This window comes from Halalkalibacter okhensis, from assembly GCF_000787375.1.
GTDB classification, from domain to species: Bacteria; Bacillota; Bacilli; order Bacillales; family Bacillaceae_D; genus Halalkalibacter; species Halalkalibacter okhensis.
The window spans coordinates 153,181-174,593 of the sequence record NZ_JRJU01000003.1 but is presented as its reverse complement, the minus strand read 5'-3'; the positions used below and the strand labels follow the sequence as shown (position 1 = coordinate 174,593).

Sequence of the window (21,413 nt, the reverse complement as noted above, 5' to 3'; positions counted from 1 at the left end):
TTTTTTGCTAAGTGGGAAGTGATTTTTTTATCGTGTACGTAAACGGATTCAGATAGGTAAGAAAAACCAAAAACTATGAGGTGAAATGAATATGAAACAACAGGCGATTTTAAATGTAGATGTTGAACAGGGAAGGATTAATAAAAATATATATGGGCACTTTGCTGAGCATTTAGGTAGATGTATTTATGAAGGGATATGGGTAGGAGAAGATTCGCCGATTCCTAATACAAATGGAATTCGCAACGATGTGGTAGAGGCATTAAAAAACATCAACATCCCAGTTCTTCGCTGGCCTGGCGGATGCTTTGCTGATGAGTATCATTGGAAAGATGGGGTAGGACCAAGGGAAAATCGAAAACGGATGGTAAACACACATTGGGGTGGTGTAGTTGAAAACAATCATTTTGGTACACATGAGTTTATGATGCTTTGTGAAATGCTTGAATGTGAGCCGTATATTTGTGGAAATGTTGGAAGTGGGACGGTCCAAGAAATGTCGGAATGGGTTGAGTACATGACATTCAAAGGAGAGTCGCCGATGGCCAATTGGAGAAGAGAGAATGGCCAAGAAGAACCTTGGAAATTAACCTATTTTGGTGTTGGGAATGAGAACTGGGGTTGCGGAGGGAATATGCGTCCTGAATACTATTCTGATCTCTATCGTCGTTATCAGACGTATGTTCGTAACTATGATGGAAACCAAATTTACAAGATTGCCGGTGGTGCTAATGTGGATGATTATCATTGGACAGAAGTGTTAATGCGAGAGTCTGCGCGCTACATGGATGGACTAAGTCTGCATTATTATACGGTGCCTGGTGAATTTTGGACTGGGAAAGGGGCAGCAACTGGATTCCCTGAAGGTGAGTGGTTTGTAACGATGAAAAAAGCGTTACATATGGATACGTTAATTCGTAAGCATGGCACCATTATGGATAAATATGATCCCGACAAGCGAGTTGGAATGATTATTGATGAGTGGGGGACATGGTTTGATGTAGAGCCTGGTACAAATCCTGGATTTTTGTATCAACAAAATACGATTCGAGATGCACTTGTTGCAGGTATCCATTTTCATATTTTCCATGATCATTGTGACCGTGTACAAATGACGAATATCGCTCAAACCGTGAATGTTCTTCAATCTATGATTTTAACGGAAGGAGAGAAAATGATTTTCACCCCTACGTATCATGTATTCGAAATGTATAAGGTCCACCATGATGCAACAAAGGTAGCCATTGATATGAAGGCAAACCAATATGAGTTTGATGGAGAAACCATTCCGCAAGTCAGCCTTACCGCTTCAAAAAATGACGAAGGAACGGTGCATGTAAGCATTTGTAATGTCGACCATAAGAATGAAGCGGAAGTGACCATCGACATTCGTGGTCTAGCAACATCTGCAGTTAGCGGTAGAATTTTAACAGCTGATAAGATGGATGCTCATAATTCATTTGAAGATGGTGAAAATGTAAAGCCTGTGGAATTTACTGGATATTCATTGGACGGTAAAAAATTAGACATCACGCTTCCTCCTATGTCTGTAGCTGTCTTGGCATTGAATTAAGGAGACCAGTTGATGATGAAATACAGTAATGAGTGCAAGGGATGTCAAAGGAATGTCAGCGTGACAGATGAACCTCTTATCTATTATTCCGATTCGAGTATTGAAGAGGATGATGAGTTTGTTCATGAAGAACTGTATAGTAAGCGCGTTCAGTTATGCCTTGATTGCACCTCTTTGCAATATGGTTCGACATGTAAGTATTCAGGGGTGCTCATCAGCTATAAAGCCAAACGAAAAAATAAAAGCTGCCCTATGCCTGGTGCAGCTAAATGGTAGAAATAAGGGTGAATTAGGAAGGGAGAGATTAGAACCATGAAAGCGACAATGACGATTGATAAAGAGTTTAAAATTGGGGAGATTGATGATCGAATATATGGATCTTTTATTGAACATTTAGGGAGAGCCGTGTACGGGGGGATTTATGAACCAGACCATCCAGAAGCGGATGAGCAAGGGTTTCGCAAAGATGTAATTGAACTTGTTAAACAATTAAAGGTGCCGCTCGTTCGTTACCCAGGTGGAAACTTTGTCTCTGGGTACAACTGGGAAGATGGAGTAGGTCCTGTAGCAGAACGGCCCCGTCGTTTAGACTTAGCATGGAGAACCACAGAGACCAATGAAATTGGAACAAATGAATTTATGGATTGGGCCAAAAAGGTTAATGCGGAAGTAAATATGGCCGTAAACCTTGGAACAAGAGGCATTGATGCTGCTCGTAACTTAGTTGAATATTGCAATCATCCGTCCGGATCCTACTGGAGTGACCTTCGTATGAAGCATGGTTATAAGGAACCGCATAAAATTAAAACCTGGTGCTTAGGAAATGAAATGGATGGTCCTTGGCAAATTGGTCACCGTACAGCTGATGAGTATGGTCGTATTGCTGCCGAAACGGCAAAAGCTATGAAGTGGGTTGACCCTTCCATCGAATTAGTCGCTTGCGGTAGCTCGAATCGACTTATGCCAACATTTGCTGAATGGGAGGCGACTGTTCTTGAACATACGTATGATCACGTTGAATTTATCTCATTGCACACGTACTATGGCAACCGTGATGAAGATTTAGCAAACTATTTAGCTCAATCTCTTGATATGGATCAATTTATTTATTCGGTGATTTCAATTGCCGATTATATTAAAGCGAAAAAGCGCAGTAAGAAAACCATTAATCTATCATTTGATGAGTGGAATGTTTGGTTTCATTCAAATGAAGCGGATAAGAAACTTGAGCCATGGACGGTTGCTCCTCCTCAACTTGAAGATATTTATACGTTTGAAGATGCGCTTCTAGTTGGTAGTATGCTAATCTCCTTACTCAAACGTGCAGACCGTGTGAAGATTGCGTGTTTGGCTCAGCTTGTGAATGTCATCGCTCCGATTATGACAGAAAATGGTGGCGAGGCTTGGAAACAAACGATCTTCTATCCATACATGCACGCCTCTGTATATGGTAGAGGGGTTGCCTTACATGCCTTGGTATCTTCTCCTAAGTATGATAGTAAAGACTTTACCGATGTTCCTTATTTAGATACAGTATCTGTTTATAATGAAGAAAGTGAAACAGTCACCATTTTTGCAGTGAATAAACACCAAACGGATGTATTATCACTGGATGCTGATGTTAGAAGTTTTGAGGGCTATCAAGTGGTTGAACATCTTATTCTTGAGAATGATGAGGTTAAGGCAACAAATCAGTATAATCGCACAAATGTTGTTCCACATAATAATGGAGATGCGAAAGTGGATGGGGGAAAATTAGAAGCCAACCTACCGAAGCTTTCATGGAATGTGATCCGCTTGGCAAAGTAAGAGCTTAAATAAGGGAAGTATGACTACCTGTCTAATATATTGATTTAGACAGGTAGTTTTTTATTGTATATTAAAAAAAGAACTCTATTGGTCACGAGATTTCAGGATACAGATAAGCAGAAAAACATTACTTTTTGTATGTATTAGCATCACCAATTATTAGTTTTAGAGTAAAGAAGGGTAAAAAATAGGACAAGGAACCTGCCCCTATGATTCCCCTAAGATTCCGATTCCTTATTGTTGTTAAAATATTGTACAAAATATATACTTGAATTATACAAACTAAACTAGAAGAAAGGAGACCACTATGGATCTCAATATACAAAAAGAAGAAATAACTATGAGTAAAGTTGATAAACTAACTTCATTTACTGAGGTTATTCCATTCATACAGTCCATGCTACCAGATATCGCAATAGGCCTCACAAACCGGAAAGAGTGGATTGCTTATTATCCAGGACGTAAAATTGATTTAGGGGTAAAAGCTGGCGATGGAATAAACCCGAAGGAACCCCTGGCGGATTGCATCAAGTATAATAAGTCAATAAGAACTGAGGTGGATCCTGAATTTTTTGGATTTCCATTTACCGGGTTGGCAACACCTATATTAGAAGGGGATGAAGTTGTTGGTGCAATTGCAATACAACTACAGGAACAAAATGAGAAGCTATTATTAGGTATATCGGAGACAATGGTTTCTGCCCTAACTCAGGCAAATGAAGGGGTTACAACGATTGCAGATGGTGCGGAAGAACTTGAGAGGGCTACTGATACTCTTGCTGTTCAATCTCAAAAGGCAAAAGAATCGGTTAAGCATACAGATGAAGTACTGACATTTATTAAGAAGATTGCCGATCAAACAAATATATTAGGGTTAAATGCTTCTATAGAAGCTGCCCGTGCAGGGGACGTGGGAAGAGGCTTTAAAGTTGTTGCTGAAGAAATCAGAAAACTTTCACATGATACGGTTTCTTCTACTGAAAGAATTCGGAATACGCTTGCAAATATTCAAAGTTCAATAGATGAAATCACTCTCTCTATTGAAAGAGTTGTTGCTGTTGGGGCAGAGCAATCCTCATCAACTCAAGAAATTGCCTCCTTTATTGATGAAATTCAGAGAATGAGCAAAGAGTTAAATAAATATGCTTCGGAATTAATATAGGGACCTGTAAAAAATATTACAGGTCCTTTCATTATTTCCTTATAGTTTAAACGAACTCTTTAATGAAACAATTAAGTTAAACACAAGGTTTTCTCGTGTCGTGTCTTTTGGATCGACATTAAAGTAACCGTGTCTAAAGAATTGAAATTTATCTTGTGCAGATACATCTTTCATATTTGGTTCTACATAACCCTTTAATGCTTGGAGAGAGTTAGGGTTTACTTGATCTAAAAATGTTTTAACTGTTTCCTCTTCTAACTCTTCTGGGTTGTCAGTGGTAAGAAGTGGTTCATATAATCGGAATTCAGCTGGAACCGCTTGTGTTGCTTCCACCCAGTGTAGGGTTCCTTTTACTTTACGACCAGTGAATCCTGTTCCGCTCTTCGTCTCAGGGTCATACGTACAATGGATTTCGACAACATTGCCGTCTTCATCTTTAATGACATCTTCACACTTAATGAAATAAGCATGTTTTAAGCGAACCTCGTTCCCAGGGAAGAGACGGAAATACTTCTTTGGTGGATTTTCCATGAAATCTTCTTGTTCAATATAAATCTCTCTTGAGAAAGGAATTTGTCTTGTACCCATTTCTGGATTCTCAGGATTGATTTCGGCATCAAGCATTTCTACTTGGCCCTCTGGGTAGTTTGTAATCACGACTTTTAATGGACGAAGGATCCCCATCGTACGAGGTGCTTTCATTTTTAAGTCTTCTCGTACAAAGTAGTCCAACATTTGAGAGTCTACATGACCAGACCCTTTAGATACACCTGTTTCACGTACGAACGTACGGATGGCATCTGGTGTGTATCCTCTTCTTCGTAAACCTGAAATCGTTGGCATGCGTGGATCATCCCACCCATCAACCAACCCTCCATCGACTAATTGTTTTAATTTACGTTTACTCATGACAGCATTGGTAATGTTCAAACGACCGAATTCAATTTGTTGTGGTGTGCTCTCCATTTCACATTCTTCTACGATCCAGTTATAAAGGGGACGTTGATCTTCAAATTCCGTTGTACAAATGGAATGTGTGACATCTTCAATGGCATCCTCTAATGGATGGGCAAATGCGTACATTGGATAAATACACCATTGGTCTCCTGTGTTATGATGTTCTGCGTGAGAAATTCGGTAAATAACAGGATCGCGTAGGTTAATATTAGGAGAACTCATATCGATTTTTGCTCGCAATACTTTTTTACCGTTTTCAAACTCGCCTTTGCGCATACGTTCGAATAAGTCTAAGTTTTCCTCAATCGAACGATCGCGGTAAGGGCTATCCTTACCTGGCTCTGTTAACGTACCACGGTATTCACGGATTTCATCAGGCGATAAATCGTCGACATAGGCTTTTCCCTTCTTTATAAGTAGGACTGCTCTTTCGTACATTTCTTGAAAGTAATCCGAAGCAAAGAATAGCCCATCCCATTCATAACCAAGCCAATGGACATCCTCTTTGATTGCATGAACATACTCAGAGTCTTCCTTCAATGGGTTGGTATCATCAAAGCGTAAGTTTGTTTTTCCTTTAAACTCGTCTGCTAAATCAAAGTTAATAACAATCGATTTGGCATGACCGATATGTAAGTATCCATTAGGTTCTGGTGGGAATCGAGTAATTACATGATTTCGCTTACCTGATTCTAAGTCTTCTTTTATAATATTTCTAATAAAGTTAGAAGAACTATGCTCCATATTTTTCACCCTTTCATCTATATATGGTGTATTATATTTTTTCCATAATACAGTTGTAATAGACAATATTGTATCACAAGTCATTGTTTGAACAAACGGTTGTATCGTATGTATCGATTCGTGTAAAGAGGTTTATGAAAAAAGATCGATAAAAAGCATACTTATATTTCTTTTAATGATCAGGGCAGGAAAAAGAAAAAGAGTTATCGCCAAGCTGCGATAACTCTCAAGGAGGTAAATAATCTTAAGCGGTGTGTTTTGCGCGTAATGTCCAAATTTGGTAAACCATTAGAATAGAAGCAAAAATGGTTAAGTATGTTAAGGTAATCCAACCAGTCATCAAGTAAGGGTGAAGAGCTAATTGAACAGGCTCGCTTGTTAAAAATTCTCGATAATGTATGCACAAGAATACGATAAGAGTGATGAATAGCATCATCGTAATGATGCCATGGATCAGTTTACTGCTGGTTTTGCCATTTTCAGCATTGTATTGATTGGCCCATCCGTCTTTTTTACTAGAAGACAGCCGATCGATCCAAACTTGAAGGAAAGTAATTAAATTAGCCCATAAATAGATTTCCGGACTAATCAACAAGGCGGCAAATACAACATCTATTGGTCTGTGCATAGGTGTTTTAAGCGCGAGAATGGTGTTTAGTATGGATGCTAAGCCGATAGGGATAATCCAAATCCAAGACCAGAAAAATTGATCTGTCGCTAGGGAAACCGTTAGTAACATAACAAATAAGAGTCGAACTGTTAAATCCATAAAAGATTTTGCTTGGGAGCGCCAAAGCTTCCCTTTATGTCTAGTCTTCACACCGATGTCACTACTTGTTAGGAGATTAACCGTTCCTGACTGCCATTTATTACGTTGTTGTCGAAAGGTGTGGTACGATTTCATGGAATCTACAAAACATCTGGCTTTCGGACTAATTAGCGTTTTCCATTTTGACTTTTGCAGCTGCCAAGTGAGGAGCATGTCTTCTACGTCACTCTCATCTTGCCAAGGGCCATCTAGCTTATTATCATCTACAATATCTTGAAGGGCTTCGGGACGAAATAATGTCGCTTGACCTCCTAGAACATAAGTGCTTCCTCCGTTATATTGAAGGTCTAACAGCCAACTTGCCATATCTTGCTTCTGTTGGTGAGTCCACCACCTTGCTAGTGGTCCACCGTAGTCTCCGCTAGCAAGCTTCTCTTCATAATTGATATCATTTTTGGAGATTAAGCTTTTCTTTTTGGGCATTCTCATTGTATATTTGGCCATAACTCCGCCAATGTTCCTTGAACTCATGAGCCCATCCCATAATTGAGTTAAGGCGTTCGGTGCGAGTCTTGAGTCTGCATCCATTCCAAGGATAGCCTTAATGGATTGCTTATAGAGTTCTTGAAAGGGTGTTAATTCCCGAAAATAAATGTCAAGGTTATCTCCATAGATGTTTTTCCAAGCTTGATTCAATGCTCCTACTTTTCGCTGCTTATTGTTTTTTGTTTTTAGGACAACCAAGTTTAAATTAAATTCTTTACCAGCTTCAATGGCTACTTCCTCGGTACGGTCACTACAATTATCAGCGATGACAATGACATCAAGCTCTACCCCTTTTGGAAGTACCTGATCTCCTATTCCTGCAAGACAATCAAATATAGACTTCTCCTCATTATGTGCTGGGATAAAAGCAACAATTCGCGGATGCATATAAGAATTCTTTACCCCTGGAATATCAAAGATGTTAGTCGTAAGTAATCGATTGTGATGCTCATGCGTTTGCTTTTGCGGACTTTCAGCTTCAAGTAACTTTTCCAACGATTTTCCCTCCTGGTCAAAATGAACTTTTTCCTGCCCTTTTGTATTTTGAAGAAATGAACGAATAAAACATCATTATCTGTTCTATATAAGGAACGGTATAAATTGATAATAATAAGTAAGTGGAAATTTGTAAATAGTTTTTTTTGTAAATGTTCTTTATAAAGAAAAAATATGTGTTTAGGTAATAAAATGCTTTGTTTGTATAAATGTCAATGAATATAATGTGATTCTTAATGATATAAGTGAATCGTGGAGGTTGAAGATGGGGTATTTATATTAAGGTCAAATGATAAAAAAAGAAGTTGATATGTAATGGTTTGTTCTATATAATGAATTTAAATAAGTTCTTAATTAAGAACAAATGATTAGCAATCATTGTATAGTTCAATAAATTTGAGGAGGATTATGATGAAAAAAGTGAGAAAAGCAATTATTCCTGCTGCAGGTTTAGGTACAAGGTTTCTACCAGCTACAAAGGCTATGCCTAAAGAGATGCTGCCTATCATTGATAAACCAACGATTCAATATATTGTGGAAGAAGCGATCGAATCGGGGATCGAGGATATTATTATTGTTACTGGTCAAGGGAAAAGAGCGATTGAAGACCACTTTGATCATAACGTTTCTCTTGAGAACACATTGATTCAAAAACAAAAATTTGAACTATTAGAAAAGGTTCAATATAGTACAAATATTGTTGACATACATTATATACGTCAAAAACAACCGATGGGTCTTGGGCATGCAGTATGGTGTGCTCGCAACTTTATAGGAAATGAGCCTTTTGCCGTCTTGCTTGGTGATGATATCGTTCAAGCAAAAAAACCATGTTTACAGCAATTAATTGAACAATTTGAACAAGTAGGATCGTCTGTGATAGGGGTTCAAAAAGTTCCATATGAAGAAACGAGCCGATATGGGATTATTGATCCAATAAACAATAATGGACAAATGCATGAGATTATCGATTTAGTTGAAAAGCCTAAACAAAATCCTCCATCGAACTTAGCAATTATGGGAAGGTATGTACTAACCCCTAAAATCTTCGAGTTTTTAAGTAGACATGAAAAAGGAGCAGGCAATGAAATTCAACTGACGGATGCAATAAAAAAATTAAATCAAATACAATCGGTATTTGCTTATGACTTTGAAGGGACTCGATATGACGTGGGGGAAAAATTAGGATTTATAAAAACGACAGTTGAATTTGCGTTAAACAATGATGAACTAAAAGAAGAGTTTCGTCGTTATTTAGAAATGGTCTTAAAGAGAAAAATATTAAATGTATAATTAGTAATAAGAAAGACCTTATCAAACGTTGGTAAGGTTTTTTTTTATGGAATGATAGGTATTTGATGTATGTTTACAATATTTTCATAACTTAGTGGATAAAGGTGTTGCTTACAGGTTATCACCCTTTCTAAAGTTTATGTATTCGTTTATACTAAAATAGTAAAACTAAGAGAGGTTGTTCTAGAGTGGACAGCTTTACCTATCAGGGAAGAGGTAACAAATGATAGTACTACTAATAGTTTGTGTGATCGCTTACGTTATTGGATCGATTCCTACTGGGAAATTAGTAGCAAAATGCAATGGTATAGATATTCAAGAAGTCGGAACAAAAAATATAGGAGCAAGCAATGTGTATTTGAACTTAGGTAAAAAGGTGGCATTCATTGTTTTAATCGGTGATGTTGGAAAAGCCTTCTTGATGGTTGCGTTTGCTGCACAGTATTTTAATGGTGGTCAAACGATGCTCGTAGCCTTATGCGTAATTATAGGAAACTTGAAATCTGTTTTTTTAAATTTCACCGGAGGTAAAGGTATTGCTACAAGCTTGGGGATCTTTTTAGCGACAGAGCCAATGGCTTTGCTATTTATTGGCTTGCTTTGGTTACTAGGCTTAGCTTTTAAGAAATATATTTTATGGTCAGGGATCGCTGCAATCTTAATTGTACCTTATCAATATATAGGCTATGAGGAAAAAATGGCGGTTTTTTCAGCGTTTCTAATCGTATTATTAATGCTGTTAAAGCATAATGAAAACATTAGGTGGGCTCGTGGAAGTAAAGCGTGAATACAGATGGGAGAAAAAGGGAGACAATAGGACGAGGCACAGGAAAATATTCTTTTCCTGTGCCTTTAAAAAATACTACTGTACGAATCATGAAAGGGAAATGAATGAATAACTACAAATTAATAATTCAATATGATGGTGGACGATATAAAGGATGGCAGCGTTTAGGAAATACGGAAAATACGATACAGGGGAAGATTGAATATGTACTATCTGAAATGGTAGGGAGACCGATTGAGATTATTGGTTCTAGTCGAACGGATGCTGGGGTACATGCTCTTGCTCAAGTCGCCAATGTTAAGCTGAGTGAAAGGATGGCAGAACTTGACATCCAAAATTATTTAAACAAATATTTACCACAGGACATTAGTGTGACAGAAGTGTCTTCGGTTCACGATCGTTTTCATGCGAGATACAATGCTAAAGAAAAAACGTATGTTTATAAAATTTGGAATGAAAGCTATCCGAATCCTTTTATGCGTAAACATAGTCTGCATGTAGAGAAGAAGCTAGATGTAAAAAAAGTAAGAGAAGCCGCTCGTTTTTTTGTCGGTGAACATGATTTTACAGCTTTTTCAAACGCTAAATCGAAGAAAAAATCGAGCGTACGTCATATTTTTGCTATTACGATTGATGAAGAGGTTGGCTTTATTAATATACGAATTCGCGGGAACGGTTTCCTTTATAATATGGTAAGAAAAATGGTTGGAAGCTTAATTCATGTTGGCTTAGGAGAATTACAGCCTGAAGAAATACAAACGATCTTACAGTCAAACGATCGAAGTTTAGCAGGATTTGCTGATGCAAATGGGCTATATTTGGAGAAAATTGAATTTTAAATACGAACCCCCTTGTCAGTGCCCTCTTGGCATACAAGGGGTTTTTTTATTTAATTTGACTTATCAAAAAATGGCAACAATTAAGAGAACAAATGCATATTTTTTCTTGGTAGTTAACCGTATGGGATTAATTTAGGATAAGGTATGGGATTTATTCGTACGAAGACAAACATCATGTTGAACAATAGACAGTCAACAAATGTGTATGAAAGCGTAATCAAACTCGATCTATTTGCTGTTATTATAAATACAAGTAAGGGGGAATAGCTTATGTATCTAGATGAGAGAAGCAACTTAATACTAAAAGAGGTTGTGGGTAATCCGGATATATCCAATAAACAGTTGGAGAATAAGTTTCAATTATCCCGTAGACAAATTAGTTATAGCTTCACAAAAATAAACGATTGGTTAAAAGAAAAAAACTACCCAGTTATTTCAAGGACAAATGGTGGGAAGTTCATAGTAAGTTCGGTGTTAATCGATTTATTTGCTGAAAAGACAAATTCAGATTCTTCCATGACTAAATATATTCCCTCAGAAAAAGAACGGGCAGAATTTATTCTGTTGATGCTTTTAAGTAGCGAAGAGGAATTATCTTTAGTTCATTTTTCTAGTGCGTTACAAGTCAGCAAAAATACAATTCTTAGAGATATGAAGCTTTCTCAAAGTATTGTAAGCGAGTACAAGTTAGAAATTGTCTATTCTAGAATGCACGGTTATGAAGTAGCAGGTAGTGAATGGGATAAAAGAAGGCTGTTAATCGATGTTCTCAGAAAAATTTTCGATATTTATAAAGGTGAAAACTATATTCAGAAGTTTGCACAAATATCAGTTGATGAAATTGATAGGTTAAAAATGCAAATGGAAGAAGTAGAAAGACGATTAAACCTGACGTTTATTGATGAAAGAATTAGAATTCTTCCCTATATTATAGCGGCACTGTTAAAAAGAATAAAAAAAGGGAACTTACTGAAAGGCTCGTACCACATTGATTATGATGAATTGTCAGATACAAAAGAGTTTGAAGCAGCAGAAATATTGGTTCAAGACTTAGAAAGTATCCCTAAAGAAGAGCGTTTGTTTATAACGTTACAGTTATTAACTTCGAATGTGCTAACATCGCAATTTCTAACCAAATCAGAACTACCTCAACTAAAAAACTCTTTGAAAGCTAGTTTAGAGCTTTTTGAGAAAAAGGCATGCATCCTTTTTAAAGAAAAAGAAGCACTTTTAGAAAGGTTAGTCTTACACATGAAGCCAGCATATTATCGAATCAAATATTCGTTAACAACGAACTATTCGATTCTTGAAAAGGTAAGTGAAGAGTTTGAGGCGATTCATTTTATTGTGAAGGATTCGATAAAGCCGTTTGAGGAGTATATAGGAAGTCCAGTTCCAGAAAGTGAAATTATGTTTATTACCATTTTCATTGGCGGACATCTTATCAATAGCGGGGAGACGATATCGTTTAAGAAAAAAGCGGTTGTTGTTTGTCCCAATGGGGTTTCAATTTCAAGATTAATGGAAAATACATTGCGGGATTTGTTTCCTGAGTTTTACTTTTATCAAGCGTTTTCTATCCGCGAGTTTGACCGAAGAACCGATTTAGATTTTGATATCGTTTTCTCACCAGTGCCTGTACAAACGGATAAACATTTGTTTATCGTTGATCAATTTATTAGTGATTTTGAAAAAACTCAATTGCGCCAACGGGTCATGCAAGCCATATTTGGTTTAAATTCATCTGTTGTGAAAATTGATCAGTTGTTAAATGTCATAGAGAAGCATGCAAAAATTGAAGAGAAGGTAGCCTTAGAAAAAGCATTGCAAGACTATTTCTCTTTCCAATTTAAAAGCGAGGAAAAGCAGAAGAAAGAGAATAACTTAACGGACTTCATCATCCCTGAGACGATCCTATTAAAAGACTCTGTGGAAAGCTGGGAGGAGGCAGTATCTATAGCTTCCAAACCTTTACTAGAAAGAGGAAACATTACGGAGAACTACGTTAAAGCGATGAAAATTCAATACTCAGAAATGACACCCAACATCGTTCTAAGATTAAATATTGCCATTCCACATGCGCGCCCTGATGATGGTGTTGAAAAAGTAGGAATGAGCTTACTGAGAATTAAAGAGGGGCTGGCGTTTCAAGATCAAAAGATTCATTTTGTCGTTGTGATCGCTGCGGTCGATAAAAATCAGCACTTACATGCCTTATTACAGCTTATGAAAATAGCTGAGATGAATAAGGTGTTAGCTGAAATGACGGAAGCTCCTAACGCTAGGGAGCTTTATAACCTGATTGCTGCGTCTGTTAATTAATTTTATAAAAGGAGAGAAAATAAATGAACATACCTACTGTCCTTGTTGCGTGTGGAGCAGGTATAGCGACTTCAACTATCGTGTGTGAACGCGTAGAGAACCTATTAAAAGAGAATAACGTAAGAGCCCAAATTGTTCAATGTATGATTTCTGAAGTTTCAACTCTACAAGACGGAGCGACTTTAATTATTTCAACAACGATCCTTCCAACATCGTATAAAATCCCTAGTTTAATAGCTACATCCTATATTACAGGTGTTGGAATGGAAGAGTTGGATCAAGAAATTCTGACTTATTTAAAAAATGAATAAACGATAAGGAGAGTCTTATGAAAGCAGCTGTTTTACATTCTGAAAATCACTTTGTTTACCAAGATATTGCGATTGATAACTGTCAAAAGGATGAAGTGAAAATTAAAGTGATGGCAGCAGGGATTTGTGGTTCAGACATACACAAAATGGTTAGTAAGTGGAAATACCCATTACCAGCAATCATGGGGCACGAATTTGCTGGATACATTGTTGAAAAGGGAAGTGAAGTAACGAATGTGGAGATTGGTGATCGTGTTGCAGCGATTCCTTTTTTCCCTTGCCATACATGTGAATATTGCACAAGTGGTATGTTCTCATTATGTGAAAACCATGGAATGCTAGGATCAAAATCGTATGGAGGCTTTGCTGAATTCGTCAATGTGAAAGCATCAAATGTTCTCCCAATAGGTGAGATGGATTTTGAGGAAGCAGCAATGATTGAACCACTCGCTGTTGCACTGCATGGAGTATTGAATATTCAACCTAGGTTGGGAGATGTAGCTGCCGTATTTGGAGTAGGGACAATCGGGATTTTGGCTATTCAATGGTTAAAAATTGCTGGAGTAAAAGAAATTATTGCCATCGATATCTCAGATGAAAAGCTAGCAGAAGCTAAAGAAATGGGTTGTGAAAGAACGATTAACCCCATTAATGAAGACTTGATGGGAAAGATCAAAGAATATACCAATGGCCAAGGTGTTGATATAGCGTTTGAATGTGCAGGCTCAAAAGTCACGCAAGAGCAATGTTTATTAATCACACGAAAAAAAGGAAAAATCGGCTATTTGGGAATTGCTTATTCTGATGTTGTTCTCTCAGAAAAAGCGTTTGAAAATATATTCAGGAATGAGCTAACGCTAAAAGGGTTTTGGAATTGTTATTCTGCCCCGTTCCCAGGTGAGGAGTGGACGAAGAGTATTGATTTTATTTTAAAAGGCCGAATCAAGCTGAAAGAGTTAATCTCTCATCGTTTTCCATTAGAAGAAACTCAACAGGCTTTTGACTTAATGATTAATCGAACCGAAACATATGGAAAAGTATTAATTATTCCAAACAAGGAGTGAATTGAAATGAAAGCAGTAATGAAAGTGAATCCTGGTCATGACAATATGTCTTTAGAAGCCATATCTGAACCAGAAGTTAAAGGTGATTTAGTGAAAATCAAGGTCGCCTATACAGGGATTTGTGGAACGGATATTCATACGTTTACGGGCGAGTATGCTAATTCAAGAACTCCCGTTGTACTTGGGCATGAATTTTCAGGGATCGTTACAGATGTTGGACCGAACGTACAGAATGTAAAAGTTGGGGATCGTGTTACAAGTGAAACCACTTTTACGACTTGTGGAGAATGTGAGTATTGTCTAGAAAAAGACTACAATCTTTGTTCAAATCGAAAAGGGATTGGTACACAAGTAAATGGAAGCATGGCTGAATATGTCATTTCTCGAGAAGAAAGTGTTCATGTGTTAGCTGAATCTATTAGTCTAAAAGCAGCAGCACTAACTGAACCACTTGCTTGCTGTGTCCATGCAGGACTTGAAAAAACAACCATTGAACAAGGAGATAAAGTTCTTGTATTTGGACCTGGTCCTATTGGTTTATTGCAATGTCAAGTGGCTAAATCTCAAGGAGCATTTGTGATTCTTGCAGGGATTACCAAAGATAGAGAACGTCTGGAATTAGCGAAGTCATTAGGGGTGGATGTTATCGTTGACGTGCTAGAAGAAGATTTAAGAGAAGTCGTTTTAAAACATACAGAAGGTTATGGAGTGGATAAAGTATTTGAATGTTCAGGTGCAGTTCCAGCTCTTAATCAAGGTCTCCCTTTAGTGAAGAAAAAGGGCACATTTGTTCAAGTGGGCATCTTCGCCAAAAATATGAATCCATTAGATCAAGAGTCTATTGTTCAAAGAGAAATCAACTATATTGGAACGCGTTCTCAAAAGCCTAGCTCTTGGCATATTGCACTAAAACTCCTAGAAGAACATAAGATTGATGTTGATAAAATGATTACCAAAGTTGTTTCGTTAGATGAATGGCGTACAGGATTCGAAGCTGTTATGGGCGGAAATGAAATTAAAGTCATCATTGAGTCTTGATTATTTGTAATAGTATGAATATGAAAACACTTTACTGATTTTGTAAAGTGTTTTTTGTTTTTCTCATCACTACGCCGTACAAAGTGGTTAACAATAACTGGGAGAAATGCTAAAAAAACATACCTATACCCATGATAAGATAGAATGGTAGATGAAACAACAATCTCTAGTTAAGAAAATATTCATGACGAAATGTCTTTTAGAAAGGCTGAGAAGAATGAAGGTAGCTATTGGCTGTGATCATGGTGGTCGGATTTTAAAGGAAGAAGTGAAGCGTACACTTCTTGAACATAACATTAAATATATCGATGTAGGCTGTGAATGTGTTGAATCAGTAGATTATCCTGACTATGCAATCCCTGTCGCAGAAATGGTGAGAAATGGCGAAGTAGATCGAGGGATCGTTATTTGTGGTACGGGAATTGGGATGTCAATAGCAGCAAATAAAGTTACAGGTATTCGCTGTGCACTTGTCCATGACGTATTTAGTGCTAAGGCCACCCGACTTCATAATAATAGCAATATGTTAGCAATGGGAGAGCGAGTGATTGGTCCAGGGCTTGCCAGTGAAATTGTAAAGGTATGGCTCTTTACTGAATTTGAAGGTGGGCGTCATGTTAATCGAATTGATAAAGTGATCGATTATGAACATAAAAACCAGTTGCAGTGAAGGGGGAATACGAGGATAGATGCAATAAAAAGGTAATGAAATGTATAGAAGAAAAGATGGTTTCTAGCAGTGAGTGCTGGGCCGTCTTTTGCTTTTTAATGAGGGTGAAAGAGTAAATTAGATCATCACAATGTTGTACAAATCCTAATCAATGAATGGGGATGAAAACGGATACATTTTAGGTAGCTCAGATGATACTATAAAAATATAGAAAGGCGATAAAGCCTGCTAGGTAATCAAGTAAAAGAGGGTTTGTTGGTTTCATCTACAGTAATCAATCCCACTAAAATGGTTATCTTAGCAAATTTATCTCCCATTCTTAATCCAATTTAGTATTTATAGAACGACTAAATAGATCATTGTACAACTAAGGAGGACATCAGATATGTTAATTGATGAAACATTGATTTTAAAAGATATAGAGGCAGCTAATGCCGAAGAGGCCATTCGCTTAATGGCAGGGAATTTGTTTGAAAGAGGAATTGTAAAGGAAAGTTACATTGAAGCGATTGTAGAACGTGAAAAAAACTTTGCAACAGGGTTGCCAACAAAAGGATATTCAGTGGCTATTCCTCATACTGACAAAGAGCATGTTAACGAAAAAGCTATTAGTGTGGCTATTCTAAAAGATCCGGTTGATTTTGTCATTATGGGAGAAGACAGTGAAACAACTCCTGTAAAGTTAGTCTTCATGTTAGCAATGGATGAAAGTCATTCACAGCTAGAACTACTCCAAAGGTTGATGCAAATCTTCCAAGATGATGAAACGTTAAATTCGTTGGCACATGCAGAGTCAAAAAAGAAAATAAAAGATTCACTTGTAAACTTATTAAACTTTCAATTGAAAGGGGGTGAGTAAGAATGAAAAAGAAACAAATTTTAATCGCTTGTGGAGCTGGAATTGCTACTTCTACAATTGTTAATGATGCAATTGAATCAATGTGTAAAGAAAATGGTATTAACGCTAACCTAGTACAAATTAAAATCACTGAAGTTGGTGGTTATGTAGATACAGCTGACTTATTAGTAAGTACAACAATCGTACAAAAAGAATACCCATTCCCAGTAATCAATGCTAGAGCGTTTTTAACAGGAATTGGACTAGATGAAGCAAAAGCAGAAATTCTAGAACAACTTCAAAAGTAATAAAATTATTTTTCATAAAAACATTCTCGGTTCCGAGTTTTTTAGTTCAGCCTTAAAATGAGGAATCGAGAAAAAATTAGAAATAAAGGGGAATCCGTTTATGGATCGTATGGTTGAATTTCTACAATCCTTTTTGGCACTAGGCCCAACAGTTATTTTGCCAGTTGCTATCTTCTTAATCGGTATTGCATTTGGACAAAAAATTGGAAAGGCTTTCCGATCAGGTTTAACGATTGGGGTTGCATTTGTTGGGATTTTCCTTGTTGTAGATCTACTAGTTAGTAACCTAGGACCTGCAGCAAATGGAATGGTGGACCGATTTGGGATTGAATTAAATGTAATTGATGTTGGGTGGCCAGGGGCTGCATCCATGTCTTGGGCTTCTCCGATTGCAGCATTTATTATTCCTTTAGGCTTATTAATTAACGTGATTATGCTTGCAACAAATACAACGAAAACGATGAATGTAGATATTTGGAATTTTTGGCATTTTACTTTTACAGGAGCGATTGTTTATACAATCTCAGGTAGCATGATTCAAGGGTTGATTGCTGCAGTTCTTTTCCAAATAGCTTGTTTGAAAATTGCAGACTGGACTGCACCTATGCTACGAGATTATTTTGATCTACCAGGTGTATCTGTTGCAACGGGTAGTACCGTATCTTACGCACCGCTTGGGATTCCGTTAGTTAAACTATTGCAAAAAACACCGGTTATTAAAAATTGGAATGCGGATCCAGAATCGATTCAAAGAAGATTTGGAGTGTTCGGTGAATCGATTTTCATGGGGTTAATTCTAGGGATTGGATTAGGACTTTTAGCAGGCTACCCAATTGGAGAGACGATTCAAATTGGTATGGCAATGGCTGGGGTAATGGTTTTAATGCCTCGTATGGTTAAGATATTAATGGAAGGTCTAACACCTGTTTCAGAATCGGCACGTGAATTTTTGAAAAAGAAGTTTGGTCAAAAAGATATTTATATTGGGTTAGATGCAGCAGTAGCAATCGGTCATCCATCAGTTATTTCAACTGCTTTAATTCTAGTACCAATTACAGTTGCACTAGCAGTTATTTTACCAGGAAACAATGTATTACCATTTGGTGACTTAGCAACAATTCCATTTATTGTAGCCTTTATCGTGGGTGCTGCAAGAGGAAACATCGTTCATTCTGTTATTGTAGGGTCTGTTTTAATTGCTTTAACATTATATATGGCGACAGATATTGCAGTTATTCATACAGAAATGGCTGTGAATGGTCAATTTAATTTGCCTGAAGGGACAAATTTAGTATCCAGCCTGGACCAAGGTGGAAACTTGATTAACTGGGTAATTTGGAAAGTATTTGCGATCTTTAACTAATAGAGAATACGAAGTACCACAAACATAAAAAAAACGAGTAAAAAAGAAGAAATGACCCTCTGCCAAGAAGTTATTTTCTTTCCTACTCGATCAACATACTAAAACTTTATTATAGCAAGCGCAACTTTTCAATAAGAAAAATATGAAAATAGGGTGATCATATGGTTGAACATTTTGTAGATTATGCATTAGGTCCACATGGTAGATTCTTGAGCGATCTTTATTTGCAGTATCAGTTTCCGATTAATACGGTTATAGTCGCGGTAGCCGTCTATAAATTATTCTCTGGAAAAAGAAAAAAGACAGCAGAGACCAATTAAGCTTAAACTATGGATGTTGCTATTCTCAAATGTACGTATGTGTGAACTCTATTGATATATTTCTTTTGGAACGAAGAGAGATAGCAAATAGCAAGGAGGATTAATCTATTAGTTTAATCCTCTGTTTGCTTATTTATTAGTTAATGCTATAGAAAATAAGGAGTGTATGACATGAGTGCAGTTGTTAATCAAAGTGTTAGCGAATTAGCCGTGAATGCAATTCGAACTCTTTCCATTGATGCAATAGAAAAAGCCAATTCTGGTCACCCAGGCATGCCGATGGGGGCAGCTCCAATGGCTTACACATTATGGGCTAAGGAGATGAATCATAATCCTAGGAACCCGAAATGGTATAACCGGGACCGATTTGTCTTATCTGCTGGTCATGGTTCGATGTTGCTTTATAGTCTTCTACATTTATTTGGGTATGATGTGACAATGAATGATTTGAAAAATTTCCGTCAATGGGGGAGTAGAACACCCGGACATCCTGAAGTTGGTCATACCCCAGGAGTGGAAGCAACCACAGGTCCATTAGGGCAAGGTGTTGCTATGGCAGTTGGGATGGCTATGGCTGAACGTCATCTAGCAGAAACTTATAATCAGGGGCAGTTCAATCTTGTTGACCACTTCACTTACAGCATATGTGGAGATGGCGATCTGATGGAAGGGGTGTCAGCAGAGGCGGCGTCATTGGCAGGCCATCTTAAATTAGGCCGTTTAGTAGTCTTGTATGATTCTAATGATATCTCTCTAGATGGTGACTTACACCTTTCTTTCTCTGAAAGTGTTGAAGAGCGTTTTAAAGCGTATGGTTGGCAAGTGATTCGTGTGGATGATGGAAATGATATAAATGATTTGCACAAAGCCATTCAACTTGCAAAGTCAGACAAAGTGCGACCTACATTAATTGAAGTTAAAACGACGATTGGTTTTGGAGCTCCGAGTAAGTCTGGGAAATCGGCTTCACACGGTGCCCCGCTTGGTTTAGAGGAAACAAAATTAACAAAAAAGGCGTATGGTTGGAATTATGAAGAAGATTTTTACGTTCCAGAAGAAGTCGTGAGTCATTTCAAAGAGCTTGCTGATTTAGGAGCGCAGAAAGAAACGGAATGGAACCAAATGTTTGAGCAATATCAAAAAGCCTATCCAGAATTAGCAACGAAGTTTGAGGCTGCAATGAATGGAGAGCTTCCTGAAAAATGGGAAGCAAGTTTGCCAGATTTCGAAGCTGGAACAGCATTGGCAACAAGAGCTTCTTCTGGAAAAACATTAAATGCAGCCGCAAGCGCAATTCCTCAGTTGATTGGTGGTTCTGCTGATTTAGCTGGATCAAACAAAACACTGATTTCATCTGAACAAAATTATGGAATAGATCGTTATGCCTCAAGGAATATTTGGTTTGGCGTTCGTGAGTTTGCGATGGGTGCTGCTTTAAATGGAATGGCTCTTCATGGAGGAATCAAAGTTTTTGGAGCAACATTCTTTGTCTTTTCTGATTATCTACGTCCAGCCATGAGGCTTGCTGCCTTAATGCAGCTACCAGTTACATATGTCTTCACACATGATAGTGTTGCGGTTGGAGAAGATGGTCCTACTCATGAGCCGATTGAACAGCTGGCATCATTACGAGCAATGCCAGGATTATCTGTTATTCGTCCAGCTGATGCAAAAGAAACGGTTGCGGCATGGAGGATAGCGCTTGAGAGTATAGACACCCCAACAGCCTTAGTTCTTACACGTCAAGACTTACCGACATTAGGTATGGATCAAAAGCAAGCATATGAAGGCGTTAAGAATGGAGCGTATGTTGTAGCTCAAGCAAAGGAAGAGGCTGAAGGATTATTGTTGGCTACTGGATCTGAAGTTTCACTAGCTATTGCTGCACAGAAGGAACTAGAGAAAGAGGGAATCTTTGTTTCTGTTGTCAGTATGCCAAGCTGGGATCGATTTGAACAACAAACAGCTGAATATCGGGAAAGTGTATTACCAAGTCATCTACCAAGACGTTTAGCAATTGAACTAGGCGCTTCGCTTGGTTGGAGAGAATACATTGGTGATCGTGGCGATAAAATTACGATTGATCATTTCGGTGCATCTGCTCCAGCAACTAAGCTATTTGAGGAGTACGGATTTACAGTAGAAAATGTTGTTAACAAATTTAAAGCGCTAAAGTAAATAAGAAGACTTATAAGATAGACAAAT

19 protein-coding genes are annotated in these 21,413 nt (G+C 37.6%); 17 read left to right on the top strand and 2 right to left on the bottom strand.

The genetic code is table 11. The features are described 5' to 3' along the window. Positions 1–91 precede the first annotated feature (91 nt). The 4 genes from LQ50_RS03830 (at position 92) to LQ50_RS26205 (ending at position 4,544) form a co-directional block, all read left to right on the top strand. Positions 92–1,573 (top strand): alpha-N-arabinofuranosidase, encoded by a 1,482-nt coding sequence (locus LQ50_RS03830; protein WP_034626328.1) that lies wholly within the window; start codon positions 92–94, stop codon positions 1,571–1,573. A 12-nt stretch (positions 1,574–1,585) separates the two neighbouring features. After that, positions 1,586–1,849: a hypothetical protein gene (locus tag LQ50_RS03825; RefSeq protein ID WP_084138617.1), complete on the top strand. Its 264-nt coding sequence runs from the start codon at positions 1,586–1,588 to the stop codon at positions 1,847–1,849. A 27-nt stretch (positions 1,850–1,876) separates the two neighbouring features. Beyond that, positions 1,877–3,382, top strand: coding sequence for an arabinosylfuranosidase ArfA (gene arfA, locus LQ50_RS03820; RefSeq protein WP_152608148.1), 1,506 nt, complete (start codon positions 1,877–1,879; stop codon positions 3,380–3,382). A 307-nt stretch (positions 3,383–3,689) separates the two neighbouring features. Continuing rightward, the gene (locus LQ50_RS26205) at positions 3,690–4,544 is read left to right on the top strand and encodes a methyl-accepting chemotaxis protein (protein ID WP_034626324.1); all 855 of its coding nucleotides are present in this window, start codon (positions 3,690–3,692) and stop codon (positions 4,542–4,544) included. 39 nt (positions 4,545–4,583) lie between these two features. Here LQ50_RS26205 and LQ50_RS03810 read toward each other — a convergent pair whose 3' ends face one another. Beyond that, complete coding sequence (locus LQ50_RS03810) at positions 4,584–6,245, bottom strand: glutamine--tRNA ligase/YqeY domain fusion protein (protein WP_034626322.1); 1,662 nt, start codon at positions 6,243–6,245, stop codon at positions 4,584–4,586. Positions 6,246–6,489: 244 nt separating this feature from the next. Continuing rightward, positions 6,490–7,947: a glycosyltransferase family 2 protein gene (locus tag LQ50_RS03805; RefSeq protein WP_084138622.1), complete on the bottom strand. Its 1,458-nt coding sequence runs from the start codon at positions 7,945–7,947 to the stop codon at positions 6,490–6,492. A 519-nt stretch (positions 7,948–8,466) separates the two neighbouring features. Between LQ50_RS03805 and galU the strand changes: the two genes are divergently transcribed. The 13 genes from galU to tkt all read left to right on the top strand — a co-directional run bounded on the left by galU (position 8,467) and on the right by tkt (position 21,386). Then, positions 8,467–9,348 carry a UTP--glucose-1-phosphate uridylyltransferase GalU gene (galU, locus tag LQ50_RS03800; protein ID WP_034626320.1) on the top strand — a complete coding sequence of 294 codons (882 nt, stop codon included), beginning with the start codon at positions 8,467–8,469 and terminating at the stop codon, positions 9,346–9,348. Positions 9,349–9,571: 223 nt separating this feature from the next. Next, the gene (locus tag LQ50_RS03795; protein WP_034626507.1) at positions 9,572–10,135 is read left to right on the top strand and encodes a glycerol-3-phosphate acyltransferase; all 564 of its coding nucleotides are present in this window, start codon (positions 9,572–9,574) and stop codon (positions 10,133–10,135) included. A gap of 104 nt (positions 10,136–10,239) precedes the next feature. Continuing rightward, the gene (gene truA / locus LQ50_RS03790) at positions 10,240–10,974 is read left to right on the top strand and encodes a tRNA pseudouridine(38-40) synthase TruA (RefSeq protein ID WP_034626319.1); all 735 of its coding nucleotides are present in this window, start codon (positions 10,240–10,242) and stop codon (positions 10,972–10,974) included. 270 nt (positions 10,975–11,244) lie between these two features. Next, positions 11,245–13,296: a BglG family transcription antiterminator gene (locus LQ50_RS03785; protein ID WP_034626317.1), complete on the top strand. Its 2,052-nt coding sequence runs from the start codon at positions 11,245–11,247 to the stop codon at positions 13,294–13,296. A 23-nt stretch (positions 13,297–13,319) separates the two neighbouring features. After that, positions 13,320–13,607, top strand: a complete 288-nt coding sequence (locus LQ50_RS03780) for a PTS sugar transporter subunit IIB (protein ID WP_034626316.1) — start codon at positions 13,320–13,322, stop codon at positions 13,605–13,607. 17 nt (positions 13,608–13,624) lie between these two features. Beyond that, positions 13,625–14,671 carry a galactitol-1-phosphate 5-dehydrogenase gene (locus tag LQ50_RS03775; RefSeq protein ID WP_034626314.1) on the top strand — a complete coding sequence of 349 codons (1,047 nt, stop codon included), beginning with the start codon at positions 13,625–13,627 and terminating at the stop codon, positions 14,669–14,671. A 6-nt stretch (positions 14,672–14,677) separates the two neighbouring features. Further along, positions 14,678–15,709 carry a zinc-binding dehydrogenase gene (locus tag LQ50_RS03770; RefSeq protein WP_034626312.1) on the top strand — a complete coding sequence of 344 codons (1,032 nt, stop codon included), beginning with the start codon at positions 14,678–14,680 and terminating at the stop codon, positions 15,707–15,709. Positions 15,710–15,926: 217 nt separating this feature from the next. Beyond that, positions 15,927–16,379: a ribose 5-phosphate isomerase B gene (gene rpiB, locus LQ50_RS03765; RefSeq protein WP_034626311.1), complete on the top strand. Its 453-nt coding sequence runs from the start codon at positions 15,927–15,929 to the stop codon at positions 16,377–16,379. 385 nt (positions 16,380–16,764) lie between these two features. After that, positions 16,765–17,238, top strand: a complete 474-nt coding sequence (locus LQ50_RS03760) for a PTS sugar transporter subunit IIA (RefSeq protein WP_034626309.1) — start codon at positions 16,765–16,767, stop codon at positions 17,236–17,238. A 2-nt stretch (positions 17,239–17,240) separates the two neighbouring features. Continuing rightward, complete coding sequence (locus tag LQ50_RS03755; protein WP_034626307.1) at positions 17,241–17,525, top strand: PTS sugar transporter subunit IIB; 285 nt, start codon at positions 17,241–17,243, stop codon at positions 17,523–17,525. Between the two features lie 100 nt (positions 17,526–17,625). After that, positions 17,626–18,888 (top strand): galactitol-specific PTS transporter subunit IIC, encoded by a 1,263-nt coding sequence (locus LQ50_RS03750; RefSeq protein WP_034626305.1) that lies wholly within the window; start codon positions 17,626–17,628, stop codon positions 18,886–18,888. Between the two features lie 161 nt (positions 18,889–19,049). After that, positions 19,050–19,208 (top strand): hypothetical protein, encoded by a 159-nt coding sequence (locus LQ50_RS25310; protein WP_161784651.1) that lies wholly within the window; start codon positions 19,050–19,052, stop codon positions 19,206–19,208. A 171-nt stretch (positions 19,209–19,379) separates the two neighbouring features. Then, positions 19,380–21,386 carry a transketolase gene (tkt, locus tag LQ50_RS03745; protein ID WP_034626304.1) on the top strand — a complete coding sequence of 669 codons (2,007 nt, stop codon included), beginning with the start codon at positions 19,380–19,382 and terminating at the stop codon, positions 21,384–21,386. Positions 21,387–21,413 lie beyond the last annotated feature (27 nt).

Coding starts and splice junctions, on each gene's coding strand:
- LQ50_RS26205 (WP_034626324.1), top strand. CDS start 3,690: ATGGATCTCAATATACAAAAAGAAGAAATAACTATGAGTAAAGTTGAT.
- LQ50_RS03805 (WP_084138622.1), bottom strand. CDS start 7,947: ATGCATCCGCGAATTGTTGCTTTTATCCCAGCACATAATGAGGAGAAG.
- LQ50_RS03810 (WP_034626322.1), bottom strand. CDS start 6,245: ATGGAGCATAGTTCTTCTAACTTTATTAGAAATATTATAAAAGAAGAC.
- tkt (WP_034626304.1), top strand. CDS start 19,380: ATGAGTGCAGTTGTTAATCAAAGTGTTAGCGAATTAGCCGTGAATGCA.
- LQ50_RS03780 (WP_034626316.1), top strand. CDS start 13,320: ATGAACATACCTACTGTCCTTGTTGCGTGTGGAGCAGGTATAGCGACT.
- LQ50_RS03760 (WP_034626309.1), top strand. CDS start 16,765: ATGTTAATTGATGAAACATTGATTTTAAAAGATATAGAGGCAGCTAAT.
- truA (WP_034626319.1), top strand. CDS start 10,240: ATGAATAACTACAAATTAATAATTCAATATGATGGTGGACGATATAAA.
- LQ50_RS03770 (WP_034626312.1), top strand. CDS start 14,678: ATGAAAGCAGTAATGAAAGTGAATCCTGGTCATGACAATATGTCTTTA.
- galU (WP_034626320.1), top strand. CDS start 8,467: ATGAAAAAAGTGAGAAAAGCAATTATTCCTGCTGCAGGTTTAGGTACA.
- LQ50_RS25310 (WP_161784651.1), top strand. CDS start 19,050: ATGGTTGAACATTTTGTAGATTATGCATTAGGTCCACATGGTAGATTC.
- rpiB (WP_034626311.1), top strand. CDS start 15,927: ATGAAGGTAGCTATTGGCTGTGATCATGGTGGTCGGATTTTAAAGGAA.
- LQ50_RS03775 (WP_034626314.1), top strand. CDS start 13,625: ATGAAAGCAGCTGTTTTACATTCTGAAAATCACTTTGTTTACCAAGAT.
- LQ50_RS03755 (WP_034626307.1), top strand. CDS start 17,241: ATGAAAAAGAAACAAATTTTAATCGCTTGTGGAGCTGGAATTGCTACT.
- LQ50_RS03785 (WP_034626317.1), top strand. CDS start 11,245: ATGTATCTAGATGAGAGAAGCAACTTAATACTAAAAGAGGTTGTGGGT.
- LQ50_RS03795 (WP_034626507.1), top strand. CDS start 9,572: ATGATAGTACTACTAATAGTTTGTGTGATCGCTTACGTTATTGGATCG.
- LQ50_RS03825 (WP_084138617.1), top strand. CDS start 1,586: ATGATGAAATACAGTAATGAGTGCAAGGGATGTCAAAGGAATGTCAGC.
- LQ50_RS03830 (WP_034626328.1), top strand. CDS start 92: ATGAAACAACAGGCGATTTTAAATGTAGATGTTGAACAGGGAAGGATT.
- LQ50_RS03750 (WP_034626305.1), top strand. CDS start 17,626: ATGGATCGTATGGTTGAATTTCTACAATCCTTTTTGGCACTAGGCCCA.